The 27000-nt window shown below is 67.6% G+C and carries 22 protein-coding genes; 12 read left to right on the forward strand and 10 right to left on the reverse strand.

All coding sequences use genetic code 11. The features are described 5' to 3' along the window. Both NNJEOMEG_RS16335 and NNJEOMEG_RS16340 read left to right on the forward strand, forming a co-directional pair. Positions 1-780: RNB domain-containing ribonuclease (locus NNJEOMEG_RS16335; RefSeq protein ID WP_173086379.1), on the forward strand; the 780-nt coding region annotated here is incomplete at its 5' end. A gap of 336 nt (positions 781-1116) precedes the next feature. Continuing rightward, on the forward strand, positions 1117-2244 hold the full coding sequence (locus NNJEOMEG_RS16340) for a sensor histidine kinase (RefSeq protein WP_173086381.1): 1128 nt from the start codon (positions 1117-1119) through the stop codon (positions 2242-2244). 297 nt (positions 2245-2541) lie between these two features. On the opposite strand, the gene NNJEOMEG_RS16345 is transcribed toward NNJEOMEG_RS16340, so the two are convergent. From NNJEOMEG_RS16345 to NNJEOMEG_RS16360, 4 genes are all read right to left on the reverse strand, one after another. Continuing rightward, complete coding sequence (locus NNJEOMEG_RS16345) at positions 2542-4014, reverse strand: ABC transporter substrate-binding protein (RefSeq protein WP_173086383.1); 1473 nt, start codon at positions 4012-4014, stop codon at positions 2542-2544. Positions 4015-4025: 11 nt separating this feature from the next. Beyond that, positions 4026-4307: a hypothetical protein gene (locus NNJEOMEG_RS16350; protein ID WP_173086385.1), complete on the reverse strand. Its 282-nt coding sequence runs from the start codon at positions 4305-4307 to the stop codon at positions 4026-4028. Positions 4308-4375: 68 nt separating this feature from the next. Next, positions 4376-5989: a tRNA modification GTPase gene (locus NNJEOMEG_RS16355; protein ID WP_173086386.1), complete on the reverse strand. Its 1614-nt coding sequence runs from the start codon at positions 5987-5989 to the stop codon at positions 4376-4378. Positions 5990-5995: 6 nt separating this feature from the next. Continuing rightward, positions 5996-8245: a CHASE2 domain-containing protein gene (locus NNJEOMEG_RS16360; RefSeq protein WP_173086387.1), complete on the reverse strand. Its 2250-nt coding sequence runs from the start codon at positions 8243-8245 to the stop codon at positions 5996-5998. Positions 8246-8374: 129 nt separating this feature from the next. Between NNJEOMEG_RS16360 and NNJEOMEG_RS16365 the strand changes: the two genes are divergently transcribed. Next, the gene (locus NNJEOMEG_RS16365) at positions 8375-9445 is read left to right on the forward strand and encodes a VgrG-related protein (protein ID WP_173086388.1); all 1071 of its coding nucleotides are present in this window, start codon (positions 8375-8377) and stop codon (positions 9443-9445) included. Positions 9446-9616: 171 nt separating this feature from the next. Here the strand turns inward: NNJEOMEG_RS16365 and NNJEOMEG_RS16370 are convergent, their stop codons facing one another. After that, the gene (locus tag NNJEOMEG_RS16370; RefSeq protein WP_173086389.1) at positions 9617-10375 is read right to left on the reverse strand and encodes an ABC transporter ATP-binding protein; all 759 of its coding nucleotides are present in this window, start codon (positions 10373-10375) and stop codon (positions 9617-9619) included. Between the two features lie 334 nt (positions 10376-10709). Here NNJEOMEG_RS16370 and NNJEOMEG_RS16375 point away from each other — a divergent pair, with 334 nt between their 5' ends. From NNJEOMEG_RS16375 to NNJEOMEG_RS16405, 7 genes are all read left to right on the forward strand, one after another. Beyond that, positions 10710-11327 carry a winged helix-turn-helix transcriptional regulator gene (locus NNJEOMEG_RS16375; RefSeq protein ID WP_173086390.1) on the forward strand — a complete coding sequence of 206 codons (618 nt, stop codon included), beginning with the start codon at positions 10710-10712 and terminating at the stop codon, positions 11325-11327. Then, positions 11324-12439 carry an N-acetylneuraminate synthase family protein gene (locus tag NNJEOMEG_RS16380; RefSeq protein WP_173086391.1) on the forward strand — a complete coding sequence of 372 codons (1116 nt, stop codon included), beginning with the start codon at positions 11324-11326 and terminating at the stop codon, positions 12437-12439. The genes NNJEOMEG_RS16375 and NNJEOMEG_RS16380 overlap by 4 nt, the downstream gene beginning before the upstream one ends. Before the next feature lie 262 nt (positions 12440-12701). Further along, positions 12702-13799: a glycosyltransferase family protein gene (locus NNJEOMEG_RS16385; protein WP_173086393.1), complete on the forward strand. Its 1098-nt coding sequence runs from the start codon at positions 12702-12704 to the stop codon at positions 13797-13799. A gap of 18 nt (positions 13800-13817) precedes the next feature. Next, entirely contained in the window at positions 13818-14366 is a 549-nt protein-coding gene (locus NNJEOMEG_RS16390; protein ID WP_173086395.1) for a C-GCAxxG-C-C family protein, read from the forward strand. A 121-nt stretch (positions 14367-14487) separates the two neighbouring features. Continuing rightward, entirely contained in the window at positions 14488-15585 is a 1098-nt protein-coding gene (locus NNJEOMEG_RS16395) for an HD domain-containing phosphohydrolase (RefSeq protein ID WP_173086397.1), read from the forward strand. A gap of 21 nt (positions 15586-15606) precedes the next feature. Continuing rightward, positions 15607-15846 carry a hypothetical protein gene (locus NNJEOMEG_RS16400; RefSeq protein WP_173086399.1) on the forward strand — a complete coding sequence of 80 codons (240 nt, stop codon included), beginning with the start codon at positions 15607-15609 and terminating at the stop codon, positions 15844-15846. A 220-nt stretch (positions 15847-16066) separates the two neighbouring features. Then, positions 16067-17338: an Nramp family divalent metal transporter gene (locus NNJEOMEG_RS16405; RefSeq protein ID WP_173086401.1), complete on the forward strand. Its 1272-nt coding sequence runs from the start codon at positions 16067-16069 to the stop codon at positions 17336-17338. Here the strand turns inward: NNJEOMEG_RS16405 and NNJEOMEG_RS16410 are convergent, their stop codons facing one another. Next, positions 17339-18208, reverse strand: coding sequence for a ComEC/Rec2 family competence protein (locus tag NNJEOMEG_RS16410; RefSeq protein WP_173086403.1), 870 nt, complete (start codon positions 18206-18208; stop codon positions 17339-17341). After that, positions 18198-18950, reverse strand: a complete 753-nt coding sequence (locus tag NNJEOMEG_RS16415; protein ID WP_173086405.1) for a hypothetical protein — start codon at positions 18948-18950, stop codon at positions 18198-18200. The genes NNJEOMEG_RS16410 and NNJEOMEG_RS16415 overlap by 11 nt, the downstream gene beginning before the upstream one ends. Positions 18951-19214: 264 nt before the next feature. Here NNJEOMEG_RS16415 and uvrA point away from each other — a divergent pair, with 264 nt between their 5' ends. Beyond that, on the forward strand, positions 19215-21968 hold the full coding sequence (uvrA, locus tag NNJEOMEG_RS16420) for an excinuclease ABC subunit UvrA (RefSeq protein ID WP_173086407.1): 2754 nt from the start codon (positions 19215-19217) through the stop codon (positions 21966-21968). A 159-nt stretch (positions 21969-22127) separates the two neighbouring features. Beyond that, the gene (locus NNJEOMEG_RS16425; RefSeq protein ID WP_173086409.1) at positions 22128-22862 is read left to right on the forward strand and encodes a tetratricopeptide repeat protein; all 735 of its coding nucleotides are present in this window, start codon (positions 22128-22130) and stop codon (positions 22860-22862) included. 204 nt (positions 22863-23066) lie between these two features. Here the strand turns inward: NNJEOMEG_RS16425 and NNJEOMEG_RS21045 are convergent, their stop codons facing one another. The 3 genes from NNJEOMEG_RS21045 to NNJEOMEG_RS16440 form a co-directional block, all read right to left on the reverse strand. Next, complete coding sequence (locus tag NNJEOMEG_RS21045; RefSeq protein WP_173086411.1) at positions 23067-25745, reverse strand: PAS domain S-box protein; 2679 nt, start codon at positions 25743-25745, stop codon at positions 23067-23069. Between the two features lie 183 nt (positions 25746-25928). After that, positions 25929-26615, reverse strand: a complete 687-nt coding sequence (locus NNJEOMEG_RS16435) for an LrgB family protein (RefSeq protein WP_173086413.1) — start codon at positions 26613-26615, stop codon at positions 25929-25931. After that, the gene (locus NNJEOMEG_RS16440; protein ID WP_173086415.1) at positions 26603-26974 is read right to left on the reverse strand and encodes a CidA/LrgA family protein; all 372 of its coding nucleotides are present in this window, start codon (positions 26972-26974) and stop codon (positions 26603-26605) included. Before NNJEOMEG_RS16440 ends, NNJEOMEG_RS16435 begins: the two co-directional genes overlap by 13 nt. Positions 26975-27000 lie beyond the last annotated feature (26 nt).

Below are 27000 nucleotides of genomic sequence, written 5' to 3' on the forward strand. Positions count from 1 at the left end.
TACCGCGTGCACCCCGAGCCCGACCCGGACAAGCTGGAGACGCTCTTCGGCGTGCTCTCGCGCACGGAACTGGGCCTGTCGCTGCCCTCCGAGCCCACGCCCAAGGGGCTCCAGCAGCTGGTGGAACGCTCCCGGGGCACGGACCTGGAGTTCCTGGCCAGCCGCCTGCTTCTTCGCTCCATGATGCAGGCGCGCTACCACACCGTGAACGCCGGACACTACGGCCTGGCCTCGGAGTGCTACTGCCACTTCACCTCGCCCATCCGCCGCTACGCCGACCTCTGCGTGCACCGCGCCCTCAAGGCCGTGCTGCGCGGCGAGGCCCAGCCCACGACAGCGCGCAGGCTCCAGACCGTGTGCGACACCCTGAGCCTGCGCGAGCGCGCGGCCATGGAGGCCGAACGCGAGATGCTCAAGCGCGCGGCCGTGCTCTTCCTGCGCGACAAGACCGGACAGCAGTTTGAGGGCGTGGTCAGCTCGCTGTCGGACTTCGGCTTCTGGGTGGAACTGCCCGAGGTTCTCTGCGAGGGCCTGGTGCGCCTCTCCACCCTCACGGACGACTACTACGCCCTCTTCCCCGAACGCCAGGAACTGCTGGGCCAGCGCACCGGGCGGCGCTTCCGCCTGGGCCAGCGTGTGCGCGTGACGCTCGAAGACGTGAGCCTGGCGCGCCTGGAGGTGAACCTGGCCCTGGCAGACGACCGCACGGGCCTGCCCCGGCGGCAACAGCGCAAGCTCGCGGGCAAGGCGGGCGGAAAGAAGGGACGCCGCGCGCGCTGACCCCCCTTAAGGCAAACGCACGGGCCGGGCCCGAGCACACGAAGGCGCACCCCGGCCAGCGGGTCGGCCCCGTCTCGCGGCGTCCGCCCCCACGCTTCCTTCTGGCGCTCGTGCGTAAATCCTGCGCATCGCCCCCCGGGGCTGGGCGTCCGCCCCTCTGGGCGCTGCGGGTGCAACAACGCGAAACGCCCCCCCATGCTGGCGTGTTCACTGTTTTCCTTGCGAAGACAAGGCTATGCCGCTATCCATGACAGCGACAGCACTTGCCGGTTCCGGCTGGCGGCTGGTTGTTCGGGCGCCGTCTCAGCTGCCGCATCGGCCGCAGGGAGCTTCGCCATGCCTATCAATACGCCCGCGCCGCCCGCCGACGCCGCCTGCCGCTTCCTCACCGAGGCCGCGGGGGAAGGCGGTCTGAGCGAATCGAGCCTCGCCTACCTCATCGACAGGCCGGGGCAAGGCCCGCTTGCCTGGCTCAAGCCCGAGTTCCGCTGGCCCGACGTGATCTCCCCCGAAGAGTGGGCCCGCTTCTCCCAGGAAGCCAACAGGGGCCTGCACGGCAAGGGCCGTTTCGTGCTGACCTGCGCCCTGTGCGGACCCGACGCTGGCCCCGTGACAGCCTGCGTCTCCGGCCGCCTCGTGCGCGACAGCCAGGGCAAGCCCTCGTGGGTGGAAGGGGCGGTGCGCCTGCACCGCGAGGTGGACGACAGCCCCGAAGCCCTTGCCCGCAGCGAGCTTCGCGCCAAGGAGCTGGCCAAGAACATCGTGGCCGTGGTGGGGCACGACATCCGCTCGCCCCTCATAGGCGTCATCGGCATGCTCCAGCTGCTGCGCAAATCCGGCCTCGACCCTCGCCAGGAGGAATACGCCACCGCCGCCTCCGAGGCCTGTGAGCGCATTCTGGAAATGGCCAAGAACATCCTCGATTTCGCCCGCATCGACTCTGGCAAGGACGAACTGCGCCTGGCCCCCGCCGACATGCCCGCCGTGGTGGACTCCGTGGTGGCGCTGCACCGGGAGCAGGCCAGGCGCGCCTCCATCGCCCTGGTGGTGGAAGTGGAGCCGGATTTCCCCAGGACCGTGCTCACCGACGAGATCAAGCTGCGCCAGATCCTGGGCAACCTGGTGTCCAACGCCGTGAAGTTCGCGCCCGGGGGCGAGGTCCATGTGTCGCTCTCCCACGCGCCGCTGGGGCGCGGGCGCGTGGCCGCCCTGCTGGAGGTGACCGACACGGGGCCGGGCTTCGACATCGCCAAGGCCGGGATGCTCTTCGACCAGTTCGCCCAGCTCTGCCGCGACCCCTCCCACGGCCGCCACGGCGCTGGCCTGGGCCTGGCCATCGTCAAGGCCCTGGCGGACCTCTTCGGCGGTTCGGTCTGCGCCAGTTCCCAGGAGGGCGAGGGGGCCACCTTCCACGTGGCGCTCCCCATACTCGTGCTCTCCGGCGACAGCTGCCTGATGGGCTGAGCCCCCCGACGCGAAAAAGGCCGCGACGCTTGGCGTTGCGGCCTGAGGCTGCTGAAAAAGCCGGCTTTGGGGCATATTCAGCAGCTCTGCGCGAAGCGCAGCCTGGAGCAGGGCGGCTTGGCCGCCCGTAAGCGGCTCCCACAAAACCCGTTTCCGGGTTTGTCATCAAGAAGAGGCCGCAACGCTTGGCGTTGCGGCCTCTCTTCTCGTCGCTGAGTCCCGAAATCCGGAAGGATCAAACGGCCCGGCCGCCCCGCGCCAGACTCGACACGGCGCGGGACAGGTTCTCGCTCCGGGTTATTCCTTTTCCGGGGCGTTGATCACCAGCTGTTTCACCGAGCCCGGATCGAACTGGTAGCGGGCGGTCTTCACCCAGAAGAACTTGCCCTCCATCTCGCGGATGGTCCAGAAGTCGAAGTCGTAGTCCTCGGCGCGGTCGCCGTATTCGTTGAGGGCCATCCAGCCGCTCGCTCCGTAGAAGCGCTGGGCCGTGGCCGTGACGGCCTTGCGCAGCGTGGAGGCGTCGTCGCCCGAGGCCAGGCCCGTGAAGGCCAGGAGCCACACGATGTCGTAGGCCACCACGGCCTGGGTGTCCACGAAGGCCTGGATGCGGTCCTCGATGCGCTTCTCCACCTCGGAGTAGAGGGCGGTTCCGGTCTCGCCCAGGCGTGCGAAGGCCATGCGCACCTTGGCGGCGAAGCGGGCCACGTTCTGATCCTGCACGATGCCGCCGCGCAGGGCCGAGTCGTCGCAGCCGTACCAGCGGGGCTCGTCGAGCCCGGCCAGCTTGGCGGCCTCGCGCAGGATGCCCGCGGTCTGCGCGCCCCTGGCGGCCACCACCACGGCCAGCTTCTTCTTGTCCTTCACGTTCTTGTCGATCTGGGCCTTGAGGTCGGCCACATAGGAGGCGAACTGGCTCACCTCGGGCCGGAAGCGGACGCCGGGCACCACCTGGCCGCCCTGGTTGGCGAACTGGCCCTTGATGTGCGTGACCAGCTCGTCGCCGTACATGTCGCCTTCCCAGATGGGGATGATGTGCGTGGCCCCTTCCTGGCTGGCCAGCACGGCCAGGGCCTCTGCCTGGAAGGCGTCGGAGGGAGAGAAGCGCAGCAGGGCGTCGTCGGGCTTGGCGAGGTAGGGTCCGGCGCTGCCCTGGGAGAGCAGCAGCAGGCCGTTCTTGTCGGCAAAGGGCAGGGCCTGGTCCACCTCGTTGTCGGTGTAGGGGCCGATGACCGCACGCGCCCCCGATGTGGCCAGGAACTTGAGGCGTTCCAGGGCCTTGGCCGGGGTGGACTCGGTGTCCTCGATGAGCACGTTGATGCGGTCGGCCGAGCCGTTCCCGGCCAGGTAGTCGTTCACGTCGGCCACGGCCAGCTCGATGGCCGCGCGCGATGCGGCGCCCTGGGCGGCCTGCGCGCCCGAGAGCGGCAGGAGCGCCCCCACGGTGAGCCGCACCGAGGGGACCTTGGACGCCGCCGGGGTCGCGCCCTTCACGGGCTTGGCCGGAGCGGCGGGCTTTCCTTTCGCCGGGGCCTCGGGCGCGCCGGGCATGGGCGCGGCCGGCACCTGGCCGGGCTGCTGCTCCAGGGCGATGGGCTCGCCGGGCTTGGGCGTCTTGGCCGGGGGCGCTGGCTTGCGCGCGGGCTTGGCTGGCGCGGCGGCGGGGGGCTGCTGCGCGGCGGGGGGGTCGTCCTGGGCCTGAACGGCAAGGGCCGGGAAAAGCATGAGCGTGCAGAGAACGAGAACGGCCGCGAGGCCACGAATGCGCATCAAATCGCCTCCTACGTTGGAAATGCCCTGGCCCCCAGGAAGTCCAGGACGACGAAATAGAGATCCAGGGGGCAGACCTTGACGTCCACCTCGGCGCAATGGGGCAGTTCCGAGTCCGCCACCACGCTGAGCGCCTCGAAGAGGCTGGGGAGGCGGCCCGGTCCGAACATCTCCTCGATGCCGGAGGCCAGCAGCTTCAGGTCCTCCGGGGCTTTCCCGGAGAGTTCCACGGAGGAGTCCTCCCCGAAGTTCATCTCGAAGTGCTCCAGATAGCTGGCGGCCAGGTCCTGCATGCCAAGCTCCCCTAACTGATCATAAGCCGGGACGCCCGAAAAGAAAACGTCAAAACGAGGCCCCCCCTTTATTTGCCAATGCAGAACCCGTCGAAAACCGACCGCAGGACCTCATCCGGGGCGATCTCCCCCGTTATGGCGCTTAGATGGCCGCAGGCCGTCTCCAGGCGCACGCCCAGGAGGTCCGGCGGGGTCCCGGCGGCCAGGTCGGCCGTGAGGGCCGAAAGCTCCTCCAGAGCCAGGGAGAGGAGCGCGCGTTCCCGCTCGCTGGGCGCTGGCCCGCGGGACTCGACGGGTTCGCCCCCGCCCAGGATGCGCTCGCGCAGGCGCGCGCAGAGGGATTCCAGGCCCTGCCCCGTGCGGGCCGAGACGCGCACGCACTCGAAACCTTCCCGGGTGAGCCGGGCGCAAGGGTCGCGTTCGGCGTCGCGGGTCGACGCCGGGGACGGCGCCGACGCGGCGAGCGGGGCCGTTTCCGCATCCCCGGCCGCCGACGCGCAGGGGGGCAGGTCGGCCTTGTTCACAACGGCCAACACCCGGGCCGGGTCCAGGATCAGGTCCCGGACCTGGCCGTCGCCAGGGGCTCGGGCGTCCTCCTCCCCGCTCTCCGGGTCTTGCCGCGCCGCCCCGGGCAGGCGGCGGAGCACCTCCCCGTCAAGGGGGCGCGAGCCGTCCACCACCAGGAGCGTGAGCGCCGCCTCCCGGGCCAGGGCCAGGCCCCGGGCCAGGCCCTCGCGCTCCACGGGGTCCGGGCAGTCGCGCAGCCCGGCGGTGTCGGCAAGGCGAACGGGCAGGCCGTCCAGGACGACCTGCTCCTCCAGAAAGTCCCGCGTGGTGCCCGCGCGCTCGCTCACCAGGGCGCGTTCGCGGCCCACCAGGGCGTTGAGCAGGCTGGACTTGCCCGCGTTCACCGGCCCGGCCAGCACGGCCGAAGCGCCTTCGCGGAAGGGGCGCGCCCGCTCGTGGGCGGCCAGGAGCGCCCGGATGCCGGCCATCACCTCGTCCAGCCGGGCCTGGAAGGCCTGGGGGTCCAGGCATTCCACCTCGTCCTCGGGGAAGTCCACGGCCAGGCAGATCTCGACGCGCGAGGCCTCCAGGAGTTCGCGCAGGGCGCGCACGCGGCGGCCCATGAGCCCCTCCAGGCGGTCCAGGGCAAGGCGCGCGCCCTCGGGGGAGTCGGCGGCCACCAGCTCGGCCACGGCCTGGGCCTGGCTCAAATCCATGCGCCCGTTCAGGAAGGCGCGCAGGGTGTATTCCCCGGGCCTGGCGTGGCGCGCGCCAAGGGCCACGGCCGCGTCCAGCACGGCGCGCAGCACGGCGGGCGAGCCGTGGCAGTGGAACTCGGCCACGTCCTCCCCGGTGTAGGAGCCGGGGCCGGGCATGAAGGCGGCCAGCACGTCGTCCAGCGGGCGGCCCGAGAGGTCGTGGAGCCTGCCGTGGTGCAGGCGGTAGGGCTTGAAGCCCCGGAAGTCCGGGCGCGCGGAGCGAAAGAGCGACTGGGCCACGGCCAGCGCCCGGGGTCCGCTCAGGCGCACGATGCCCACGCCGCCACGGCCCGGGGCCGTGACGATGGCGGCGATGGTCTCCCCGCCGGAGGAGTCGGCGGGTTGGGCGGCCGAAGCCGTGCCGGGAGCGCCGGAGACGGCCGCCCCGGAGGCGGCCTGAAAGGATTTGTCCTGCATGATTGCCTATTTGCTGGTGTGTTCAAACACGCCGTCCCAGCCCTGGGGCGGGGGATTGTCCCGGAGGGCGCGGCAGCGGTCGATGTAGAGGTCGCGCAGCCCGGCGGGCGTGGTTCCGGTCAGGGCCTCGAAGCGCGCTTTTGCTTCGTCGAATCGTCCGGCCCGGTAGGCCGCCAGCGCCTCGTGCCAGTCCGCCAGCTCGGCGGGATCGGCCTGGCGGTGCACGGTGAACACGGTCACCGGTTCGTGCTTGCCCTTGACGCGCACGCGGTCCGCCTCGCGCCAGGCGAAGCCCTCCCCGGCGGCCTCGCGCACGGCCTGGGAGGCCAGGATGTCCACGTGGTAGTACTTGGTGAGCCCCTCAAGGCGCGAACAAAGGTTCACGTTGTCGCCTATGAGGGTGTAGTCGAAGAGGTCCTGCGAGCCGAAGTTGCCCACGCGCACCAGGCCCCTGTTGAGCCCCACGCCCATGTGCAGCTCGAAGCCGTACTTGGCCAGGAACCCCGTGTTGAGGCGCTCAAGCTCCTCGAACATCTCCAGGGCGGCCTCCACGGCGCGGCGTGGGTGCTCCGCCACGTCCAGGGGGGCGTTCCAGAAGGCCATGATGGCGTCGCCGATGAACTTGTCCAGGGTGCCCGCGCTGTCGGTGATGATGCGCGTCATGGGCGTCAGGTAGGCGTGGAGCAGTTCCACCACCTCGGTGGGGCTGAGCTTTTCGCTCATGGTGGTGAAGCCGCGCACATCGGAGAAGAGGATGGTCACTTCCTTCTCCTCCCCCGTGAGCGTGAGCTTGTCGGGGTTCTCCACGATCTCGTCCACAACCTTCGAGGACAGGTACTGGGAAAAGGCTGACTTGATGAAGCGTTTCTGGTGTTCCTCCAGGAGGAACTTGAGGAACGTGAGCAGCGTGAAGCACCCCCCCAGGGCCAGAAGCGGCGAAAGGGGCGAAAGATAGATCCTGAGCGACTCCATGGCCCAGCGCGACCCCGCCCACAAGCCCGCGCCTGCCGCCAGGCTGAGAAGCCCCGCCCAGAGCGAGCGCGTGAATACCAGCTGGAGCGTGATGCCCAGCCCGAACACCGCCAGGAGCACCAGCTCCAGATACCATGCGTCCACGGGGCGGCGCAGGTAGGAGTCGGAGAGCACCATGTCCGCCACGGTGGCGTGCACCTCCACGCCGGGGGTGGACTGATCCAGGGGCGTGGCGCGCACGTCCTCCAGTCCGCGCGCGCTGGTGCCCACGAAGACCACCCGCCCGCGCAACAGGTCCGCGTCGGCGCGCCCGGCCATCACGTCCGAGGCCGAGACGTAGGGATAGGTTCTGGCCTTGCCCCGGTAGTCCACCAGCAGGCGGCCGTGACGGTCCAGGGGCACGGCGCGCCTGCCCAGCGGGCCAAGGTCCAGGTGCAGGGCGATGTCCTGCCCGCCGTAGCCGTCCGGAGCCAGGGCGAGCACGGCCCCCCTGTCTCCGAAGGCGCGCATGAGCGTGGCGGCCGAAAGGCTCGGGTAGGTCTGGCCCTTCCAGGAAATGGCCATGGGCGCCCAACGCACGATGTTGTCGCGGTCGGGGAAGGAGTTGAAGAACCCGGCCCAGCCCCCGGAGGCCGCCAGCTCCGGCAGGGGGCATACAGCGCCCAGGGCACCGGAGATCAGCGGCGGGGCGTCGCCCATGCCCGGGGCGCGACGCAGGGCCACCCGCGCGGGGGGCAGCCGGCAGGTTCCCATGCGGTCGGCGTGGTCCTTGGCTTCAAAGACGAAGAAGAAGCCCAGCACATAGGGCCCCTGCGCCAGGTTGTCGGCCAGGAGGCGGTCGTTGTCCCGCAGGGCCTCGGGCAGGCCCTTGAAGTCCACGTCCAGGCCCAGGGCGGCCAGCTCTTCGCGGATGCGCTTCGGGGAGGTCTGGTCGGCCTCGGAGAAAACGATGTCCATGCCCACGGCCAGCACGCCGTATTCCTGGAGCCTGCCCAGCAGCAGGGCGATCTTGTAGCGCGGCCAAGGCCACTGGCCCGCCTCGGAGAGAGATTTCTCGTCCAGGTCCACCACGGCCACGCGGTCCGAGGGTTTGGGGGGCTCCCGGCGGGAGAGGAGCACATCGTAGATTTTGTAGTCCATGAAGGCCAGCCAGTCCGGCTGGGTCCAGTGGAGCAGGGTGACGGCCGCCGTCACGGCCAGGCCCGACAGAAAAAGGGCCAGCCAGCGCCGCTGCCCCGCCTTGCCCCTGAAAAGGCTCGCCTTGCCTTTCTTCCCGCGCCCCACGGCACTTCCCTCCCGGCGTGAAATCGAGTATGGGCCTGCGTAAGGCGGGCGCTCCCCTCAAGAAACCGCGCCGCCCGCCGATGAACGAGCGTGGACCACCTATCGCCGCAGACGCCGCGCCCCGGGCGCATGATGGCACGTACCGGCCCGGAGGGCAAACGCCTCCTCCTGGCCGCGCTGGCGGGCTATCTGCTGTGCGTCTGGCAGGCCCTGTGCGTGGCCCCGCCGTGGCCGGCCCTTTCGCAGCCCCGGCGGCCCGACCTGCTGGACATGGCCGGGCCGGGGGCCAACCCCGCCCTGGCACGCAAGCTGTCCCTGGAACAATTCAGCGCCTGCCCGCTCACCCCCGGCGAGGTGCGCGCGGCCATCCAGTGGGACAGCGTGCGCCTGCCCGTGGACTTCACCGCCCAGCACCCCGACGACCCCGACGCCTGGAGCCGCATGGCGGCCCTGAGCCTGTGGGGCAAGTCGCGCGCGGTGCAAAGGCCCACGCCCACCTACACTCTTTCCTGCGTGATCCCCGTGCCGCGCCCGGCCGCTCGCACGACCCTCCAGGGACCGCCCGGGCATCTGGCCGCCCGCTTCGAGTCCGGCCCCGGGGGCGCGGCCACCGTGGGGCACACCGCTTCGGCGGGCACCAGCTACGGCACTTTCCAGATCGCCTCCGGCACGCCCACCTACGCCAACTTCATGCGCTACCTCCAGGAACGCGCCCCCGACCTCCACGCCCGCCTCACAGGGCGCGGACCGGCCAACACGGGGGGAACGGCGGGCACCGTGCCCGACGAGTGGCGGCGCATCGCCACCGAGCACCCCGTGCGCTTCGCGCGCCTGCAGTACGATTTCATCCTCTCCACCCACTACCGCCCGGCGGCCCAGAGCATCCTGGAGCAGACCGGCGTGGACTTCACCGCGCTCTCCCCGGCCGTGCGCGAGGTGCTGCTCTCCACGGCCGTGCAGCACGGCGCGGGCGGCGCCATCGCCATCTTCAGCCAGGCCATCGAGGCCATCAAGCCGCGCGTGGTGGAAGAGCGCCGCCTCGTGCACTTCGAGAAGGCCCTCATCGAGGAGGTCTACCGGCTGCGGCTGCGCTCCTGGGGCGACGGGCCTCCCTCGGGGCGCGGAGCCATGGCCAGCCGCTACGGCCGGGAGAAATCCCAGGCTCTGACGCTGCTCGACCGTCACTATTCCGGCACCTAGCAGCCTGTTGAAAAATCCACGCTGGCTGCGTTGCAGCGAAAAGCCAAACCCTCACGTATGTGAAATACGCTGCGGGCTTGGCTTTTTCCCTGCGCCTTGCCAGCGCGTTTTTTGAACAGGCTGCAAGAATCGTCTTTTCAACGGGCGACCAGGCCGCCTCCGGGCGTCGCCTCACTCCGCGGGGGCCGTCACGCCCTCCCGGCCGGGCATGAACCCGCGAAGCACCGGGTGCTCCGAGGCCAGGGCCTCTTCGGGCGTCCCGGAGAAGACGATGCGCCCCTCGTCGAGCAGGGCCACGTGGGTGGCGATCTCGAACACGTCGGGGATGTCGTGGCTGACCATGAGCGCCGTGAAGCCGAAACGGCGGCGCGAGGCGTCGATGAGCCGGAACACCGCCCACTTGCGCAGGGGGTCGAGCCCCGTGGTGGGCTCGTCGAAGAGCACGATGGAGGGCTCGGTGACCAGGGCCCGCGCCAGGGCCACGCGCTTCTGCATGCCCCCCGAGAGCTGGGAGGGGTAGCGCTCGCGCGCCCCGGCAAGCTCCAACTCCTCCAGCATGCGGCCCACGCGGGCCTCCACCTCGCGCCCGGGCAGACGCAGGCGCTCGCGCAGCGGCAGGGCCACGTTCTCGAACACCGTGAGGGAATCGAACAGGGCCATGCCCTGGAACATGTAGGACATGCGCGGCTTGAGCGCGCGCAGCTGCGCGCGGGTCATCTCCCCCAGGGCGCGGCCCTCGAAGCGCACGTCGCCGGAATCCGGACGCAGAAGGCCCATCACGTGCTTGAGCAGCACGCTCTTGCCCTCGCCGCTTTTTCCGATGACCACCGTGAGCCCGCCCTCGGGCACGCGCAGGTCCACCCCGCGCAGCACCGGGCGGCCCTGGAACGAACGGGTCAGTCCCTTGATTTCGATGAGATCGTTCGGCACGCATGCCCTCCTGGCGTGGCTTGTATCCTGATGCGCGCGAAATGCAACACGCCCGGCCGACCGGGCGGGTGGGCATCTTTGGCCACTGGCACGGCGAATGCAAGGTTCCTTGTCACCCCGGCCGCCATAAAGCCCCGGGCAGCTTCTGCCGATAAACCGTTTGAGAGCTGAATGGTCCGCCCGCAAGGCATGGTGTCATCCACTTGAAATGACGGAGTTTTTTGCGACATGCCAAGCTCTTGTTATCCTTCGCGAATGCAAGTATCAACGGGATACAGTGCGCCCGGCCTGCCCTGGCCGAGCGTTCACCCCACGAACGAACGGTGACCGCGCCATGCTCCTCGTGAACAAGACCTTCTACCGCCCCAGCAAGCCGGCCCGCTACCTGGCCATCCTGGACACCCTCGCCCAGGACAGCCAGGTGAGCCAGAACGAGTTGGGCAAGCGCGCCAACCTCTCCGGGGCCATGGTCAACCAGTACCTCAAGGAGATGGTGGACGACCGGCTCATCGAATACGTGCCCGTGAACGGCAAGAGCTACCGCTATCTGCTCACCGAGGAGGGCGAGAACAGGCGCCGCGCCATGTTCTCCAGCTTCTCCTCCGAAACCGTGCAGATCTATACGGCCCTGAAAACCGCCATCGCCCGCAGGCTCGCGGCCCTCAAGGCCCGGGGGCTGGTGAAGCTCGTGCTCTTCGGCGCGTCCGAGACCTGCGAGGTGGTGCTCCAGGCCCTGCGCGCCACCGGAGGGTTCGAGGTGATGGCCCTGGTGGACAGCAACTCCGAACTTGCGGGCAAAACGCTGGGCGGCCACGTCATTTCGCCGCCCGTGGTCCTGGAGTCGCTCAGGCCCCAGGCCGTGGTGATCACCTCCTTCGGCTGCCAGGACGAGATCCACGGCCAGCTCAAGGCGCTGCACGAGAAGAACAAAGTGGAGATCATACGCTTATGAAGACCATCGCTCCCATCCGGCTCGCCTCGGGCGCCCAGATCGGCAACGGCAGCCCCTGCTTCGTGGTCGCCGAAATCGGCAACAACCACCAGGGGGACCTGGCCATCGCCCGCAGGATGGTCGAGGAGGCCGCCCGGGCCGGCGCGGGAGCCGTGAAGTTCCAGAAGCGCGACATGAACGCCATGTTCACCGACGAGGGCCTCCAGATGCCCTACTCCGGCCCCAACAGCTTCGGCCGCACCTACGGCGAGCACCGCCTCGCCCTGGAAATCTCCCTGGACGACATGGCCCAGCTCAAGGCCCTGGCCGAATCCCTGGGCATGGTCTTTTTCGCCTCTGCCTGGGACCAGGTGAGCCTGGCCGAAATGGAGGCCCTGGGCGTCGAAATGCTCAAGATCAGCTCCGCCGACCTGGTGAACGTGCCCCTCCTGCGCCAGGCCGGCGCCACCGGACTGCCCGTGATCCTCTCCACGGGCATGAGCAGCCTGGAGGAGATCGACCACGCCGTGGCCGAACTGCGCCGCTTCCACGACCGCATCGTGGTGCTGCACTGCAACTCCACCTACCCCTGCCCCGACGAGTGCGTGGCCCTGCCCGTGATGGCCCAGCTCTCCCGCCGCTACGGGCTCCACGTGGGCTACTCCGGCCACGAGCAGGGCCTGGGGCCCAGCGTGGCCGCCGCCGCCCTGGGCGCGCGCGTGGTGGAGCGCCACTTCACCCTGGACCGCACCCTGCGCGGCACCGACCATCAGGCCTCCCTGGACCCCGAAGGCTTCGCCCGCATGGTGCGGCTCATCCGCGAGGCCGAGGCCGCCATGGCCGTCACCCGCAAGGAGGTCTTCGAGAGCGAGCGCAAGGCCGCCGTGAAGCTGCGCAAGAGCATCGTCTTCGCCCGCGACCTGCCCGCAGGGCACACGCTCACCGAGTCCGACCTCACCGTCAAATGCCCCGGCCACGGCATCAGCCCCATCCTCTGGGACGACGTGCTCGGCCGCGCCCTGGTGGCCCCCGTGCGCCACGAGGACCTGGTGCAGTGGGAGCTCCTGGGCCCGGCCCTGCGCCCCTCGGGAGAGATGCTCCAGGGCGGGCTGCCCCTGGCCCAGAGCCGCTAGTGCAGCGCCCTCGCACTCCGTCCCTGCGGACTGTCAGGACCGACAGCCATAACCATTGATTTTCATTTTGAAAAACATTCATGCTTTTCAAAATCGCGACACGAGACGCACGCGACCTGACCAACCCCGGACCCGTCATGGGACCTGACCAACAGGCCTGCCGAGGCCCCTCGCGCGAGCCGTTCCCTGGATATTCTTCTAATATATCCGGGGATCGGCTCGCGCGAGGGGCCTCGGCAGGCCATGCGACCCTCCCCACCCCATGAAGGTCCTGCACTTTTCGCTCACGCCCCTGGCGGGCATGCCCGTCCGCCTGGTGCAGGCCCTCAACCGCCACACCCGCGTGCAGGCCCGCCTGGCCGACCGCTCCCGCTTCGGCCGCTACGACCACGACCTCGTCATGGACGAGGACCCCGAGGCCGTGCTTCAGGCCGCCCGCGACGCCGACATCCTCCACCTGCACAACTACCTGGACCTGGATTCGGACCGTTTCGCCCCCCTGGACTTCCGCGCGCTGCAACGCGCCGGGAAGCGCGTGGTCCGCCAGTTCCACACGGAGCCCGGCTTCGTGGCCCGCACCATGGGCATCACCCCCGAGGCCCTGCTGGCCCAGGACATCCCGGCCCTGGTGATCGCCCAGCACCCCGAGCGTCTCTACCGCAAGGCCTACGTGGCGCCCAACTTCATCCCCGAATCCCGCGCGGAGTACGCCCCCTGCGCCGAGCCCACCCGCTGGGACGTGTTCTACAACCCCACCATGAACGCCGGGGCCTGGGAGGACCGCTGGAACACCAAGGGCACGCCCCAGGTGCTCCCCCTGCTGCGCTCCCTGGAGGCCGAGGGCTGGCGCGTGCGCCGCGTCACGCACATCCGCCCCCTTGCCGAGGCCCTGCCCGAAAAGCGCTCCAGCCGCATCTGCCTGGACGACCTCGTCACCGGCAGCTACCACCTCACGGGGCTGGAGGCCCTGGCCATGGGCGTGTGCGCCGTCAACTTCCTGGACGAACGCTCCCAGACTCTGATCCGCCATTTTTCCGGCGCTTCGGGCCACCCTTACGTCAACGCGCGCCTGGAGGAGGCCCCCGCCGTGCTGCGCCGCCTCCTGGCCGACCCGGACCTGACCCGCGAACTGGGACTGCGCGGCCGCCGCTGGCTCCTGGACCACTGGAGCGAGGCCCGCATGATCGGCCACTACGTGCGCGCCTACGAACTGCTCCTGGAGGACCCCGCCCTCCTCACGCGCCAGCCCGAACTCTCCCTGGAGGGCCGGGCCGCGCATTTCCTCTTCAAGGAACTGCCCGACCTGGCGTACAAGACCAGGGCCGACGCCTGGGACCCCTCTGGCGACACCCCGGCCTGACCGTCCTGGAGGACATCCGTGCCCATCGACCGCCGCCTCTTCCTGGCCTGCGCCGCCGGCGCGGGCGCGGGCCTGGCTGCCGGGCTGGCCCTGCCCGCCCTGAAACGCCAGCCGCCGCCCCCCGCCCCGGACATGGACCCCGGACCCTACGCACGCCAACGCTTCCTGGACCACTGGAACTGCACCCAGGCCGTGATGGAATCCCTTGCCGGACCGGGAGGGCTCTCCCCGGAACATGCCCGGCTGGTCTCCACGCCCTTCGCGGCGGGCATGTGGGGCGGGCTCACCTGCGGGGCCGTCACCGGGGCGCTCATGGCCCTGGGCCTGCGCCTGGGCCGCGCCGAAGACGCGGACGGGCCCGGAACCGACCGTTGCAAGGCGGCCGCCCGCGCGCTCCTGGCCAACCTGGGCGCGAGCCACGGCCGACTGGACTGCTCCGCGCTTCTGGGCGTGGACATGGCCACGGACGAAGGCATCGCCCTGGCCGCGTCCCGGGGCCTGTTCAAAAGCCGCTGCCCGGTGCTGGTGGAATCCTGCGCACGGGAGGCCTGGAAACTCCTGGCCTGATGCGGCGGCACGGCTCCGCGACCCGCGCCCCGACGCGCTCCGGCGTTGCCTTGGACGGTTTTCCCTGCTAAATGCCAGATGGGGGGGACGAGCCGGGAACTGACCAGACGGAGCACCAAACATGGGCAGCGATCATCCACTCTCCCGACGCATCCTCGTTGCCGACGACGAAGCCGTGAACCTCAAGGTCCTCGCCGCCTTCGTGCGCGACTTCGGCCACGAGGCCGTCCTGGCCGGGTCCGGCGACGAGGCCCTGGCCCGCTTCGACCCCACCATCGACCTTGCCCTGCTCGACGTGCTCATGCCCGGCATTGACGGCTTCGAGGTGGTGCGCCGCATCCGGCGCGATCCCCTGCTCAAGGACATCCCCGTGATCATGGTCACGGCCCTCACCGGGCGCGAGGAGCGCCTGGCAGCCGTGGAGGCCGGGGCCAACGACTTCATCGCCAAGCCCATCGACAAGACCGAACTCAAGGTGCGCATGGCCTCGCTGTTGCGCATGAAGCAGTCCCAGGACGAGCTCAAGCGCTACCAGGCCACCCTGGAGGACATGGTGAGCCAGCGCACCGTGGCCCTGAGCCTCGCCCTGGAGAACGTGCAGCAGATGCAGCGCTCCGTGGAGGCCTCCCAGCGCGAGACCATCTTCCGCCTGGCCGCCGCCGCAGAATACAAGGACGACAACACCGCCAGCCACATCCGCCGCATGAGCGAATATTCCGCCCTCCTGGGCGGCCTGGCGGGTCTGGGCAAGCACGAAGTGGAAGTGCTGCGCCACGCCAGCCCCATGCACGACGTGGGCAAGATGGGCATCCCGGACTCCATCCTGATAAAGCCCGCGCGGCTCACGCCCGAGGAGTGGGAGATCATGAAGACCCACACCCTCATCGGGCGGCGCATCCTCCAGAATTCCGACTCCGAACTGCTCCAGGCCGCCGAGGTGATCGCCATCTCCCACCACGAGCGCTGGGACGGCACGGGCTACCCCCACGGCGTGGCCGGACCTTCCATCCCCATCTTCGGACGCATCTGCGCCGTGGCCGACGTGTTCGACGCCCTCACCACCCCCAGGCCCTACAAGGAGGCCTTCCCCAACGAGAAGGCCCTGGCCATCATGCGCGAGGAACAGGAGAAAGGGCGGCATTTCGACCCCGCCCTCTTCGCCCTTTTCCTGGACAATCTGGACGGTTTCCTGAATATTCAGGCTGAATTCCAGGATTAGACGCCCGAAAAGGAGTGCGCCATGCCCAAGGAGAACGCCCGCAAGGTGTTGGGAGTCACCGCCGCCGTCTTCGCCCAGATGGGCCGCCTGAGCCGCGAGGAAGCCCTGGAGATCAGCGGCCTGGACGAGAAAACCTTCGACGAGGCCATGCACAAGGCCCAGGTCGCCGAGGAGGCCCTGAAAGCCCATAAGGCCGAACCCGGCTTCTACGACATCGTGGCCAAGGCCGCCGGAGAATACCTCGACGGCGTGCGCAGGTAGACCCTTCCCCGGGGAGCGCCGCCCGGCGCTCCCCATAGCTTGATGACAAACCCCGAAGCGGGGTTTGTGAGATGCGCTTACGGGCGGCAAAGCCGCCCTGCTCCAGGCTGCGCTTCGCGCAGGCCCCCGGGCTGGACAACTCCGGCCTCTTCCTGAATAGTTCCAGGCATCGGCGGAGCGCCCGCGCGCCCGCAACCCCAACACGCATCCGGCGGACTTCATGAACCTCTCCAAGTTGTTCCCTTCCCTTACCGAACGCCACGCCCCGCGTTTCATGGCCCTGGAGATATGGAAATACATCGGCCCCGGGCTTCTGGTCACGGTGGGCTTCATCGATCCGGGCAACTGGGCCGCCAACGTGGCCGCCGGTTCGGACTACGGCTACAGGCTCCTGTGGATGGTCACGCTCTCCACGGTGATGCTCATCGTGCTCCAGCACAACGCGGCGCACCTGGGCATCGCCACGGGCCTGTGCCTCTCGGAGGGGGCCGCGCATCACCTGAGCCCCTGCAAGGCGCGCTTCGTGCTCTCCACGGCGGTGCTGGCCTCGGTGTCCACGGCCCTGGCCGAGCTTTTGGGCGGGGCCATCGCCTTGCGCATGCTCTTCGGGCTGCCCCTGTGGCTGGGGGCGCTGTTGACGCTTGGCGTGGTGAGCTGGATGCTCTTCGCCAACTCCTACCGGCGCATCGAGAAGTACATCATCGGGTTCGTCTCGCTCATCGGCATCTCGTTCGTGTTCGAGCTCTCCATGGTGCACATCGACTGGGGCCAGGCCGTGCGCGGCTGGGTGGTCCCCGCGTTCCCCGAGGGCTCCATCCCCGTGATCATGAGCGTGCTGGGCGCGGTGGTGATGCCCCACAACCTCTTTCTGCACTCCGAGGTGATCCAGAGCCGCCAGTGGAACCTGGACAACGACGCCATCATCCACCACCAGCTCAAGTACGAGTTCCTGGACACGCTGGTGTCCATGCTCATCGGCTGGGCCATCAACTCGTCCATGATCCTGCTGGCGGCCTCGGCCTTTTACGCGGCGGGCGCTTCGGTGACGGAGCTGGAGCAGGCCCAGAACCTGCTCACGCCCCTGGTGGGCGGCGCGGCGGCGGTGGTGTTCGCCCTGGCGCTGCTCTTCGCGGGCGTGGCCTCCACGGTGACGGCGGGCATGGCCGGGGGGGCCATCTTCGCGGGCATCTTCAAGGAGCCCTACAACATCCACGACGTGCACACCCGCGTGGGCGTGGGCATCACGTTGGGGCTGGCCTACCTGATCATCCTGGTGATCCCGGACCCGTTCAAGGGGCTCATCTTCTCGCAGATCGCGCTTTCGATCCAGCTGCCCTTCACCATCCTCCTGCAGCTCTACCTGACCAGCTCCAAGAAGGTGATGGGCAAGTGGGCCAACAAGCCCTCCACCGTGGCGGTGCTGAGCGTGATCGCGGCGGTGGTGATCGCGCTCAATGTGCTGCTGCTGTGGGATACGCTGGGAGGAAATTAATTAAAACAGTTTGACCTTCCAATTATCATTCTCCACCTGGATACTAACGCAGTTATTCGTTTTCGTAGTCAAAACCTTTTTCTCTTCAACAGTCGTTCCACACTCAACATCCAGCCCAGCACAGTAACCCCTGTACGCCTCTGGATCGGTAGACTCATTTCCCCAAACATCAGAAATGATTACCAAATCTGGTTTCATCAACTTCAAAAAACGATCATAAATATGCTCACCCCTTCTTATACCAGATCGCCTTCCATGATGTGGGGCGATCAATATCTTGATATTTCCCTCCAAGTGTTTTGACAAATCTGTATGAGCAAGCACCGCATCCCATCCATCTGGTTCAAGATCCCCAGGAAACACAATAAGAATTCCTCGATACTGCACCGTAACAACAACGCTATAATTGTTCAGGTTATTTTTCGCAGCTTTAGAGAGCTTGTCTCCAGCAACACAATGTGCATTAAATTCGACACCACCAAACGATTCTTTTATGCGCCAGTTTTTCTCTTTTTCAGTGACTGGTTGCGTATAAGTCTGCTCCATCTTTAGCCAAGACTTCATCGGCTCCTTAAGATTACCCTTTCCACCCGGATAAACGAGGTCATCCGGACAATCACTATTTTTCATTCGAACCAGAGGCTTCAGCAACGACATAACATTGGGAAGATCTTCAACATGATCGTTATGAGGATGACTCACAAACAAAACATCGATTTCACCAACCCCCTTCTTGTGCAAGTACTCAGCCGGGGAAAAATCATCACTTCTCCCAGCATCAAATATAACATGCTTATTATTTGGCGTCTTAACAAATGCAGCACTGCCGTGCTCAACCTTCCAAATGTTACACAAAAATTCAATTGCCATTTTTACCCTCGATACGCTTGTCGTAATTTACATTTTCGCTCAAGTTCAAAAACGACTCCCAAAAGTGCTGGGCATACCGCAACGCAATCTCTTTAGACAAATCGCCGAGGACACGCCCAAACACGAACGAGAACAACAACATAAAAATATTCATTATAAGGCCCAGAATCAACATGTCACTAGATCTTCCTAGCAACACGAGAAACAATGACGTAAAAGACATACAGACGGAAACACCAACCCAATACCACCTTGCTCCATATAAATTTCTTGCAAACCCATAGTCTGCAAGGTCAATATACCAAAGTCCATTCGGATCCAATCTCCTAACTACCCCTTTTGCGCGCACAAATGCCTGCCTGCCATACTGAGCCGCCTTTAAAGGATCGCCTTCTTCGAATTCTGGCGACCACGTCGGGAGGTGAAGGCAATCATAAATCACCTTATGATACTGCATCTTCAAATCGCGACCTATCATGTTGTTATTCCACAACAGAAAGCTAACAACTGGTTTCTCACTCGGCTCATTCCATATTTGCTTCTCAGCTCGCTTACCACAATACCTGACAAATACAGAAAATGAATACCACACCACAATAGACAGTATCCCACCTGAAAATGCTGCGACCCCTTGAAATTCAGTAGGTGCACATGCCCAAAGTGTTATTAAAAATGGCGTCACAACGATCAAGCTGGGTGCATACCGCGCCCGTAATTCGTACGAATCAATAGGAAAATTCACATCCCCCCCTGCAAGCGAGATATCAAGGTCCTAAACAACAAACTACATACTAGTCCGCGCAATTTCAACCAATACAAACGATATCTACACATGCCATACACATACGCACCCCAGCACCGACCCATGCTAACTAAATAATTTAGTTGGACAAATAACGCGACAACACATGATCGCCTCATCGGGGCCCAACAACCAACATAATAACTTGCCTTTTTTCGATCCGCGATTAATTGCCCTTTGGCCCAGAAAATCCCCGGAGCCTCCATGAGCGATCACAAAGTCATCCGCATCGAGGGCGCGCGCCAGCACAACCTCAAGAATATCTCCCTGGACATCCCCCGCGACCAGCTGGTGGTCATTTGCGGGCCTTCGGGCTCGGGCAAGTCCACCCTGGCCTTCGACATCGTGTACGCCGAGGGGCAGCGCCGCTACGTGGAATCCCTCTCCGCCTACGCGCGGCAGTTCCTGCCCCAGATGGACAAGCCCCAGGTGGACCTCATCGAGGGCCTCTCCCCGGCCATCTCGCTGGAGCAGCAGTCCGCCACGCGCAACCCCCGCTCCACCGTGGGCACGGTCACCGAAATCTACGACTTCCTGCGCGTGTTCTTCGCCCGCCTGGGCACGCCCCACTGCCCCAAGTGCGGCCAGCCCATCGCCGTGCAGACCACCGACCAGATCGTGGACGACATCCTGGCCCTGCCCGAGGGCACTAAGTTCCTCCTGCTGGCCCCCCTGGCGGAACACCAGAAGGGCACCCACGCCGAACGCCTCAAGAAGCTGAAATCACAGGGCTTCGCCCGCGTGAGGATCAACGGCGAGGTCACGCCCCTGGACCCCCTGCCCGAGCTGGACAAGAACAAGCGCCACACCCTGGAGCTGGTGGTGGACCGCCTCGTGGCGCGCCCCGACAACCGCAAGCGCCTGGCCGACTCCGTGGAGCTGGCCCTGGCCCAGGGCGGCGAACGCCTCATCGTCCACGACATGGACAAGGCCCGGGACCGCCCCTTCTCCACCACCTCGGTCTGCGCGGCCTGCAAGGTGAGCGTGCCCCCGCCCTCGCCCCAGCTCTTCTCCTTCAACAGCCCCCAGGGCGCATGCCCCACCTGCGCGGGCCTGGGCAGCGTGGAATACTTCGAGCCCGACCTCCTGGCCCCCAACAAGGGCCTCTCCCTGGAGCAGGGGGCCATCCTGCCCTGGAAGAACGAGCGCATCCTGGCGCGCTACCGCGAACAGCTCGCGGGGCTGGGCAAGCGCCACGGCTTCGCCCTCTCCACGCCCCTCAAGGACTACTCCCCCAAGGCCTGGGACGCTCTCTTCCACGGCGACCCGGACCTGGGCTGGAAGGGCGTGACCGCCCTCATGGAGATGGGCCAGGCCCTGGGAGCCACCTGGCGCGACGAGCTCTCGCGCTTCCGCCAGAACAGGCCCTGCCCCGTCTGCCAGGGCGCGCGCCTGCGCCCTGAAAGCCTGGCCGTGCGCGTCGACGACATGAACATCTTCGATTTCTGCTCGCTGCCCATCGAGCGCGCCCGGGCCTGGATGGACGCCCGCGCCTTCGCCGGAGCCAGGGCCGTGATCGCGGAGCCCCTGGTGAAGGAGCTCTCCCATCGCCTGGGCTTCCTCTCGGGCGTGGGGCTGGACTACCTGAGCCTGGGGCGCAACATGTCCACGCTCTCGGGCGGCGAGGCCCAGCGCATCCGCCTTGCGGGACAGCTGGGCTCGGGGCTGGTGGGCGTCACCTACGTGCTGGACGAGCCCTCCATCGGCCTGCACCCGCGCGACAACGAGCGCCTCCTGGGCACGCTGCGCATGCTCCAGCGGCGCGGCAACACCGTGCTCGTGGTGGAGCACGACGAGGCCACCATCGAAAGCGCCGACCACGTGATCGAACTGGGTCCCGGCTCCGGGCTCCTGGGCGGGGAGATCGTGCACCAGGGCGACGTGAAGAGCCTCCTGGAATCCGAGACGCTCACCGGACGCTACCTGCGCGGCGACCTCTCCATCGCCCGCCCCGAAAAGCGACGCGAGCCCAAGGGGCATCTCCGGCTCAAGGGGGCGCGCGCCAACAACCTGAAGAACCTGGACGTGTCCTTTCCCCTGGGCTGTCTCACCTGCGTCACGGGGCCTTCCGGCTCGGGCAAGAGCTCCCTGGTGGTGGACACCCTCTACAAGCATCTGGCCCTGTCCCAGGGCATCAAGGTGGACCTGCCCGGCCCCGTGGACGGCTTCGAGGGCGCGCAACTCATCGAGAAGATCGTCTCCATTGACCAGACGCCCATCGGGCGCACGCCGCGCTCCAACCCGGCCACCTACACCAAGATCTTCGACGAGATCCGCGACATCTTCGCCGCCACCTCCGACGCCAAAAAGCGCGGCTACAAGCCCGGGCGCTTCAGCTTCAACGTGCGCGGCGGACGCTGCGAGGCCTGCCAGGGCGACGGCGTGATCACCGTGGAGATGCACTTCCTGCCCGACATCCACGTGACCTGCGAGGTCTGCGGCGGCAGGCGCTACAACCGCGAGACCCTGGAGGTGCGCCACAAGGGGCTCTCCATCGCCGACGTGCTGGACCTGCCCGTGCTGGAGGCGCGCAGGCTCTTCGAGAACTTCCCGCCCCTGGCGAGGCGGCTCGAAATCCTGGAGCAGGTGGGCCTGGAATACGTGCGCCTGGGCCAACCCGCCACCACGCTCTCGGGCGGCGAGGCCCAGCGCATCAAGATCTCGCGGGAGCTGGGCAAGCGCAGCCTGCCGGGAACGCTCTACATCCTGGACGAGCCCACCACGGGCCTGCACATGCACGAGGTGGGCAAGCTCATCCAGGTGCTCCACCAGTTGGTGGACCGGGGGGCCAGCGTGGTGGTGATCGAGCACAACACCGAGGTGATCCTCTCCTCCGACCACGTGATCGACCTGGGCCCCGGCGGCGGCGAATACGGCGGGCGCATCGTCTCCCAGGGCACGCCGGAACGCATCATGGCCGACCCCGAATCCGTGACCGGGCGGTTTCTGACGCCGTAGGGGACCGCCCCTCCGGCCCATGCGCCTTTTCCCGAAATCTTCCTGTTTCCCTGCCTTGTCTCCAAGCGCCGTTGCATCTATCAATGAGGTGACGGTCCTGCCCGCCGGGGCGGCGGGCACGCGGCCGGAAGAACTTCTGCAAGGGCGTGTGGTGGCATCATGACGGATTATCCTGCGATTCTCGGCGTGTTTTCCCTGCGTCGCAACGAGGAGGTGGGCACGGGCGCGACCCAGGCCCGGCACGACCAGCTCACCTACTGGTACGCCAGACAGCTGAGCCCCGACGTGGTGGAGATACAACCCCTCAACGTCTACCACGTGCCCTCGGGCATCAAGAAGCTCTGTCCGCTCGACGAGTTCCTGCGCTCCTACACCCCGGAGCCCCGCTATTACGAGGCCAACACCGTGCCCGCGCTCAACTCGCTGCGGGCCAAGATCGACCAGGGCGAGAAGTTCTTCTCCATGGGCCTCCTGGACGACGCCGAAAAGGCCTTCCTCAAGGCTTTGATGATCGACGAGATGAGCGTGCCCGCCAACTACGGCCTGGGCGACGTGTACTCCGAGCAGAAGGATTTCCAGAAGCTGCGCCGCGTGCTCACGGTGCTCATGGGCCTGGACGACGCATTTTCCGTGGAATACCGCCAGAAACTCAACACCTTCGGGGTGAACCTGCGCAAGCAGGGCTTCTTCGACGAGTCCATCGCCTTCTTCAACAAGGCCCTGGAGCTGCGCAAGGACGACGAGAACATCTATTTCAACCTGGCCCGCGTGCATTTCGACAAGGGCGAGATCGAAAAGTGCATCGGCATCCTGAACATCGCCACCACGCTCAATCCCGAATTCGTGGAGGCGCGGAAGTTCATGCGCTATTGCGAGCGCATGACCACGCAGTAGCGCCCTCCCCTTCCCACGGCGAAAGGCAAGGCCGCCCGGCGAACGCAGGGCGGCCTTTTCGACGTGCGCCGGCCGGCATGGCGACACCCCGGACGACCGGCGACCGCGCCGACTGCCGCGCGCCATGCGCTCCGGCGGTTCTCCGGCGTGGAGCGCGGGATACGAGCCCCGGGCTGAGGGACGGTGCTCGCGGCAGCCTGCCCGTCAGAACGTGCGATCCTGGACCGTGACGTGGCGGGAGCTGTCGAACCAGGGCAGCCGGACGATGAAGCGCGAGCCCGCTCCCGGGGCGCTCTCCACCTCCAGCGTGCCCCCGTGGTTGGTGCTGACGATGAAGTAGGACACCGAGAGCCCCAGCCCCGTGCCCACGCCCGGGGGTTTGGTGGTGAAGAAGGGCTCGAACACCTTGCGCCGGACGGCCTCGGCCATGCCGGGACCGTTGTCCTCGATCTCCACGCGCACGCCGCCCGGCTCCGAGCGGGTGCGCAGCACGATAGAGGGGACGCGGCCTTCCGGCTGGCCGTCGCTCATGGCCTGGGCCGCGTTGCGCAGGATGTTCATGAACACCTGGGCCAGCTGGCCCTCCACGCAGGCCGCCGGAGGCAGGCCGGGTTCGTAATCGCGTTCGATGCGGATGTGTCGGAAGTCGTAGCGTTTCTTGAGGTCGTAGTCCTTGGCGCACAGGGCCAGCGCCTGGTCGAGCACGGCGGCCACGTCGCCCGGGGAGGGATCCGCCCCCTGGCGGCAGAAGTCCAGCATGTCCTGGACGATCCTGGTGGCGCGCACGGCCGACTCCCCGATGGAGCCCAGCAGCTCGGGCACCTGGCGGCGCGCGCAGAAGCCGTGCACGCTCTCCAGGGAGCCTCCCGCTTCGCTGGCGGCGCTCCGGTTTGTCGGGGTGTCCTTGCCCAGGCGGGCCTGGAGCACCTGCACGCTCTGGATGATGCCGCCCAGGGGGTTGTTGATCTCATGGGCCATGCCCGCGGCCAGGCCGCCGACGCTCATCATCTTTTCGGTCTGGAGCATCAGTTCCATCATGCGCCGACGCTCGCTCACGTCGGTGAGCGCCCCGGCCATGCGGATCACGAGGCCCGATCCGTCGCGCAGGGAGGCCCCGCGCCCCAGCACCCAGCGCCAGGATCCATCCTGGTGGCGCAGGCGGTGCTCGATCTCGAAGCTGGACGTCTCGCCCCTGGCGCAGCCCTCCAGGGCCTGCTGCACGCGCTCCAGGTCGTCGGGGTGGATGCGGGCGCGCCAGAGGTCCATCTCGTCGCGCTCGTGCCCGGCGAGGCCCACGATCTCCTTCCAGCGCGCCGAGAAGTAGACCCGCCCGGTGCGCAGGTCCAGGTCCCAGACGCCGTCGTTGGCCCCACGCAGGGCCAGGGCGTAGCGTTCCTCGCTCTCGCGCAGGGCGGCCTGGGCCTGCTTGCGCTCGCTCACGTCGCGGATCACCGCGAGAACCAGGCGCTGCCCTTCCACCGTGGCCCCGCTGGCGCTGACCTCCATGTCCAGCAAGGCGCCGTCCCTGCGCCGGAACACCGTTTCGAACACGGCCCGGCCTCCCTGCACGGCATCGAACGTGCGCCGGATGGCCTCCTGGTCCAGGCCCGCCTCGAAGCGTTCCAGGGGCGCGCCCTGCACTTCGCCCCGCGCATAGGAGAGCATGGACGCGAAGCGCGCGTTGGCCTCCACCAGATTCAGGCGATCGTCCACCACGATGATGCCGTCGCAGCTCAGGTCCAGCAGGGCCTTGCGGCGGTGGATCTCGGCTTCCAGGGCCTGTTGGGACTGCAGGCGCTCGGCCGCGTCGCGCTCCAGGGCCTGGGCCATGTGGTCCAGGGAGCCCGCCAGCCTGCCCAGCGCGCCCTGGCTCTCCGTGAGCCCCGAGCGCGCGGAATATTCCCCCGCGCCCAGGCGTCCCGCCACCTGCACCAGCCTGGCCACCCGCTGATGGATGCCGTAGCGGGCCACCAGCCACGCCAGGCTCCCGGAGAGCAGCAGCGACAACGCCAGCCAGGCCAGATAGGTTCGCGTCACGGCGTCGGCCCGGGTGAAAAGAGACTCCTCCGGAACGCCCACGAAAAGGTTCAGGTACGGCTCCTGCCCGGGCTTGAGGCTCAGGCGGCGCAAGGCGTACACGAAGCGCCGCCCGCCCGTGCCCGCGTCCAGGAAATTCGCATCGCGTCCCATTCCACGGATGCGCTCCCAGATGTTCAGGGCGATGGGCACGCCCAGGGGCATCTGTTCGCTGGCTGGAAAGCGGTAGAGGCGCAGGCCTTTGGCGTCCGTCAGGCCCACGAAGGATTGCTCCGGGAGCATGGCCTTCTCGAACGCTGGGGCCAGATCCTGCAGGCGCAGGGTGGCGATGAGCACGCCCAGCAGGTAGCCCGCCTCGCCCTGCACGGGCTGGGCGAAGGGAAGCACCTGCACCCCGCTGACCCGCCCCACCGCGTATTCGCCCACGGCGAAATCCCCCGTGCGCGTGGCGTCCACGAACTCCCGGCGGTTGGAGAGGTTCTGGCTGGTGAAGGGCAGGGCCGAGGCCACGGCGTTGCCGGCCACGTCCAGCAGGGCGAAGTTCACGTAGCTGGGATTGACCGCGAGGGCCTGGCGCAGAATCGGCGTGGCCTCCCCCGCGGAGAGCGAGCGCACCTCCGGCAGGGTCGCGAGCCGCGCGAGAACCGTCTTGATGCGAAGGGTCTCGTTTTCCTGCTGGGCGGCGTAGTATTCGGCCAGGATGGCGGTGGCCTGGGCGGCGTGGTCCAGCTCCAGCCCCCGGCGCTCCCACCCGGCGAGGAGCACCACCGCCGTCATGGGCAGCACCCCCGCGAGCACGACGAGCAACAGATTGAGCCGGACAGAATCTGGCAGGCGCAACCTCATGAAACGTCCCGTGCCGCGCGGCCGGTCTGGAACATACCAAGAAGACTCATGGATCAAGGCCTAACACCACAGGCGTTCGAGGGCAACACGCGCGCGGAGAGAGGAGGCTGAATCGGCGTCTCGCCAGGAGCGCGGCGGGCGGTGAAAGACCGCGCCGGGAGGCCTCCCGCCGGGGCGGGGCGCTCAGCCCAGCAGCCAGACGGCCAGGGGGGCGAAGAGCGCCGTGAACACGCCCGCCAGGATCATGGCCAGCCCGGCCATGGACCCCTGGGCCTCGCCCTCCTGCAGGGCCGCCGCCGTGCCCTGGGCGTGGGACACCGTGCCCAGGGCCAGGCCCCGGGCCACCGGGTCCTCCACGCCCGCGCGCGTCAGGAAGGGCGCGCCCACCAGCGCCCCCAGGGTGCCCGTGGCCACCACGAAGGCCGCCGCCAGGGGCGGAACGCCGTCGTAGAGCCGGGCGATCTCCACGGCGAAGGGGATGGACACCCCCTTGGGCAGGATGGACATCACCACCTCGCGCGGCATCCCGCCCAGGCGGGCGATGGCCCCGGCGCAAAGCATGGCCGTGGCGGCCCCGGCGGCCACGCTGGCCAGGATGGGCAGGGCGTAGAGCCGCAGGAGCGTCCTGTGGCGGTAGAGGGGCACGGCCAGCCCCACGGTGGCGGGGCCAAGCAGGAAGGTCATGAGGTCCTTGGCCGGGGCGTAGTCGCTCAGGGGCGTGCCCGTGGCCAGGAGCAGGCAGGCCACCAGGGCCGCGGAGAGCACCACCACGTTGAAGAGCGGGTGCGGACGGCGCATGGCCAGCCAGCGCACCAGCACGTAGGCCGCCAGGGTGGCCGCCACCAGGAGCGGCACGGTCAGCTGTCGCACGGCCTGCCCCGCCTGTGCAGCCACTGGGTGAGCCGCCCCACCAGCCAGAAGGGCGCGAAGGAGCTCACCAGCACGGCGGCGGCCAGCACGGCCCAGTGCTCGGCGAACACCGCGCCCCACTCCATGAGCCCCACCGTGATGGGGATGAAGAAGAACACCAGGTGGCGCAGCAGGAAGTCCGAGGCCTTGGAGACGTGCTCCAGGCGCACCACCCCGAGGCAGAGCAGCGTGAAAAGCAGCGCCACCCCCACCACGTTGCCCGGCACGGGGAGCCCGGTGGACTCCACAAGCCAGCAGCTCGAACGGTAGATGGCCCAGAGGATGGCGGTCTGCCAGAGGAAGGTGAACAACCGGTGCATGGAAAGCCTCTCGAGATGCGCCGCAG

It is taken from the genome of Fundidesulfovibrio magnetotacticus (assembly GCF_013019105.1).
GTDB classification, from domain to species: Bacteria; Desulfobacterota; Desulfovibrionia; order Desulfovibrionales; family Desulfovibrionaceae; genus Fundidesulfovibrio; species Fundidesulfovibrio magnetotacticus.

What these genes read in the sequence shown, in the direction of transcription:
- NNJEOMEG_RS16380 (WP_173086391.1), top strand. Translation starts at nt 11,324, where the DNA reads ATGAAGACCATCGCTCCCATCCGGCTCGCCTCGGGCGCCCAGATCGGC.
- NNJEOMEG_RS16400 (WP_173086399.1), top strand. Translation starts at nt 15,607, where the DNA reads ATGCCCAAGGAGAACGCCCGCAAGGTGTTGGGAGTCACCGCCGCCGTC.
- NNJEOMEG_RS16425 (WP_173086409.1), top strand. Translation starts at nt 22,128, where the DNA reads ATGACGGATTATCCTGCGATTCTCGGCGTGTTTTCCCTGCGTCGCAAC.
- NNJEOMEG_RS16375 (WP_173086390.1), top strand. Translation starts at nt 10,710, where the DNA reads ATGCTCCTCGTGAACAAGACCTTCTACCGCCCCAGCAAGCCGGCCCGC.
- NNJEOMEG_RS16365 (WP_173086388.1), top strand. Translation starts at nt 8,375, where the DNA reads ATGATGGCACGTACCGGCCCGGAGGGCAAACGCCTCCTCCTGGCCGCG.
- NNJEOMEG_RS16410 (WP_173086403.1), bottom strand. Translation starts at nt 18,208, where the DNA reads ATGGCAATTGAATTTTTGTGTAACATTTGGAAGGTTGAGCACGGCAGT.
- NNJEOMEG_RS16340 (WP_173086381.1), top strand. Translation starts at nt 1,117, where the DNA reads ATGCCTATCAATACGCCCGCGCCGCCCGCCGACGCCGCCTGCCGCTTC.
- NNJEOMEG_RS16405 (WP_173086401.1), top strand. Translation starts at nt 16,067, where the DNA reads ATGAACCTCTCCAAGTTGTTCCCTTCCCTTACCGAACGCCACGCCCCG.
- NNJEOMEG_RS21045 (WP_173086411.1), bottom strand. Translation starts at nt 25,745, where the DNA reads ATGAGGTTGCGCCTGCCAGATTCTGTCCGGCTCAATCTGTTGCTCGTC.
- uvrA (WP_173086407.1), top strand. Translation starts at nt 19,215, where the DNA reads ATGAGCGATCACAAAGTCATCCGCATCGAGGGCGCGCGCCAGCACAAC.
- NNJEOMEG_RS16345 (WP_173086383.1), bottom strand. Translation starts at nt 4,014, where the DNA reads ATGCGCATTCGTGGCCTCGCGGCCGTTCTCGTTCTCTGCACGCTCATG.
- NNJEOMEG_RS16385 (WP_173086393.1), top strand. Translation starts at nt 12,702, where the DNA reads ATGAAGGTCCTGCACTTTTCGCTCACGCCCCTGGCGGGCATGCCCGTC.
- NNJEOMEG_RS16350 (WP_173086385.1), bottom strand. Translation starts at nt 4,307, where the DNA reads ATGCAGGACCTGGCCGCCAGCTATCTGGAGCACTTCGAGATGAACTTC.
- NNJEOMEG_RS16440 (WP_173086415.1), bottom strand. Translation starts at nt 26,974, where the DNA reads ATGCACCGGTTGTTCACCTTCCTCTGGCAGACCGCCATCCTCTGGGCC.
- NNJEOMEG_RS16355 (WP_173086386.1), bottom strand. Translation starts at nt 5,989, where the DNA reads ATGCAGGACAAATCCTTTCAGGCCGCCTCCGGGGCGGCCGTCTCCGGC.
- NNJEOMEG_RS16395 (WP_173086397.1), top strand. Translation starts at nt 14,488, where the DNA reads ATGGGCAGCGATCATCCACTCTCCCGACGCATCCTCGTTGCCGACGAC.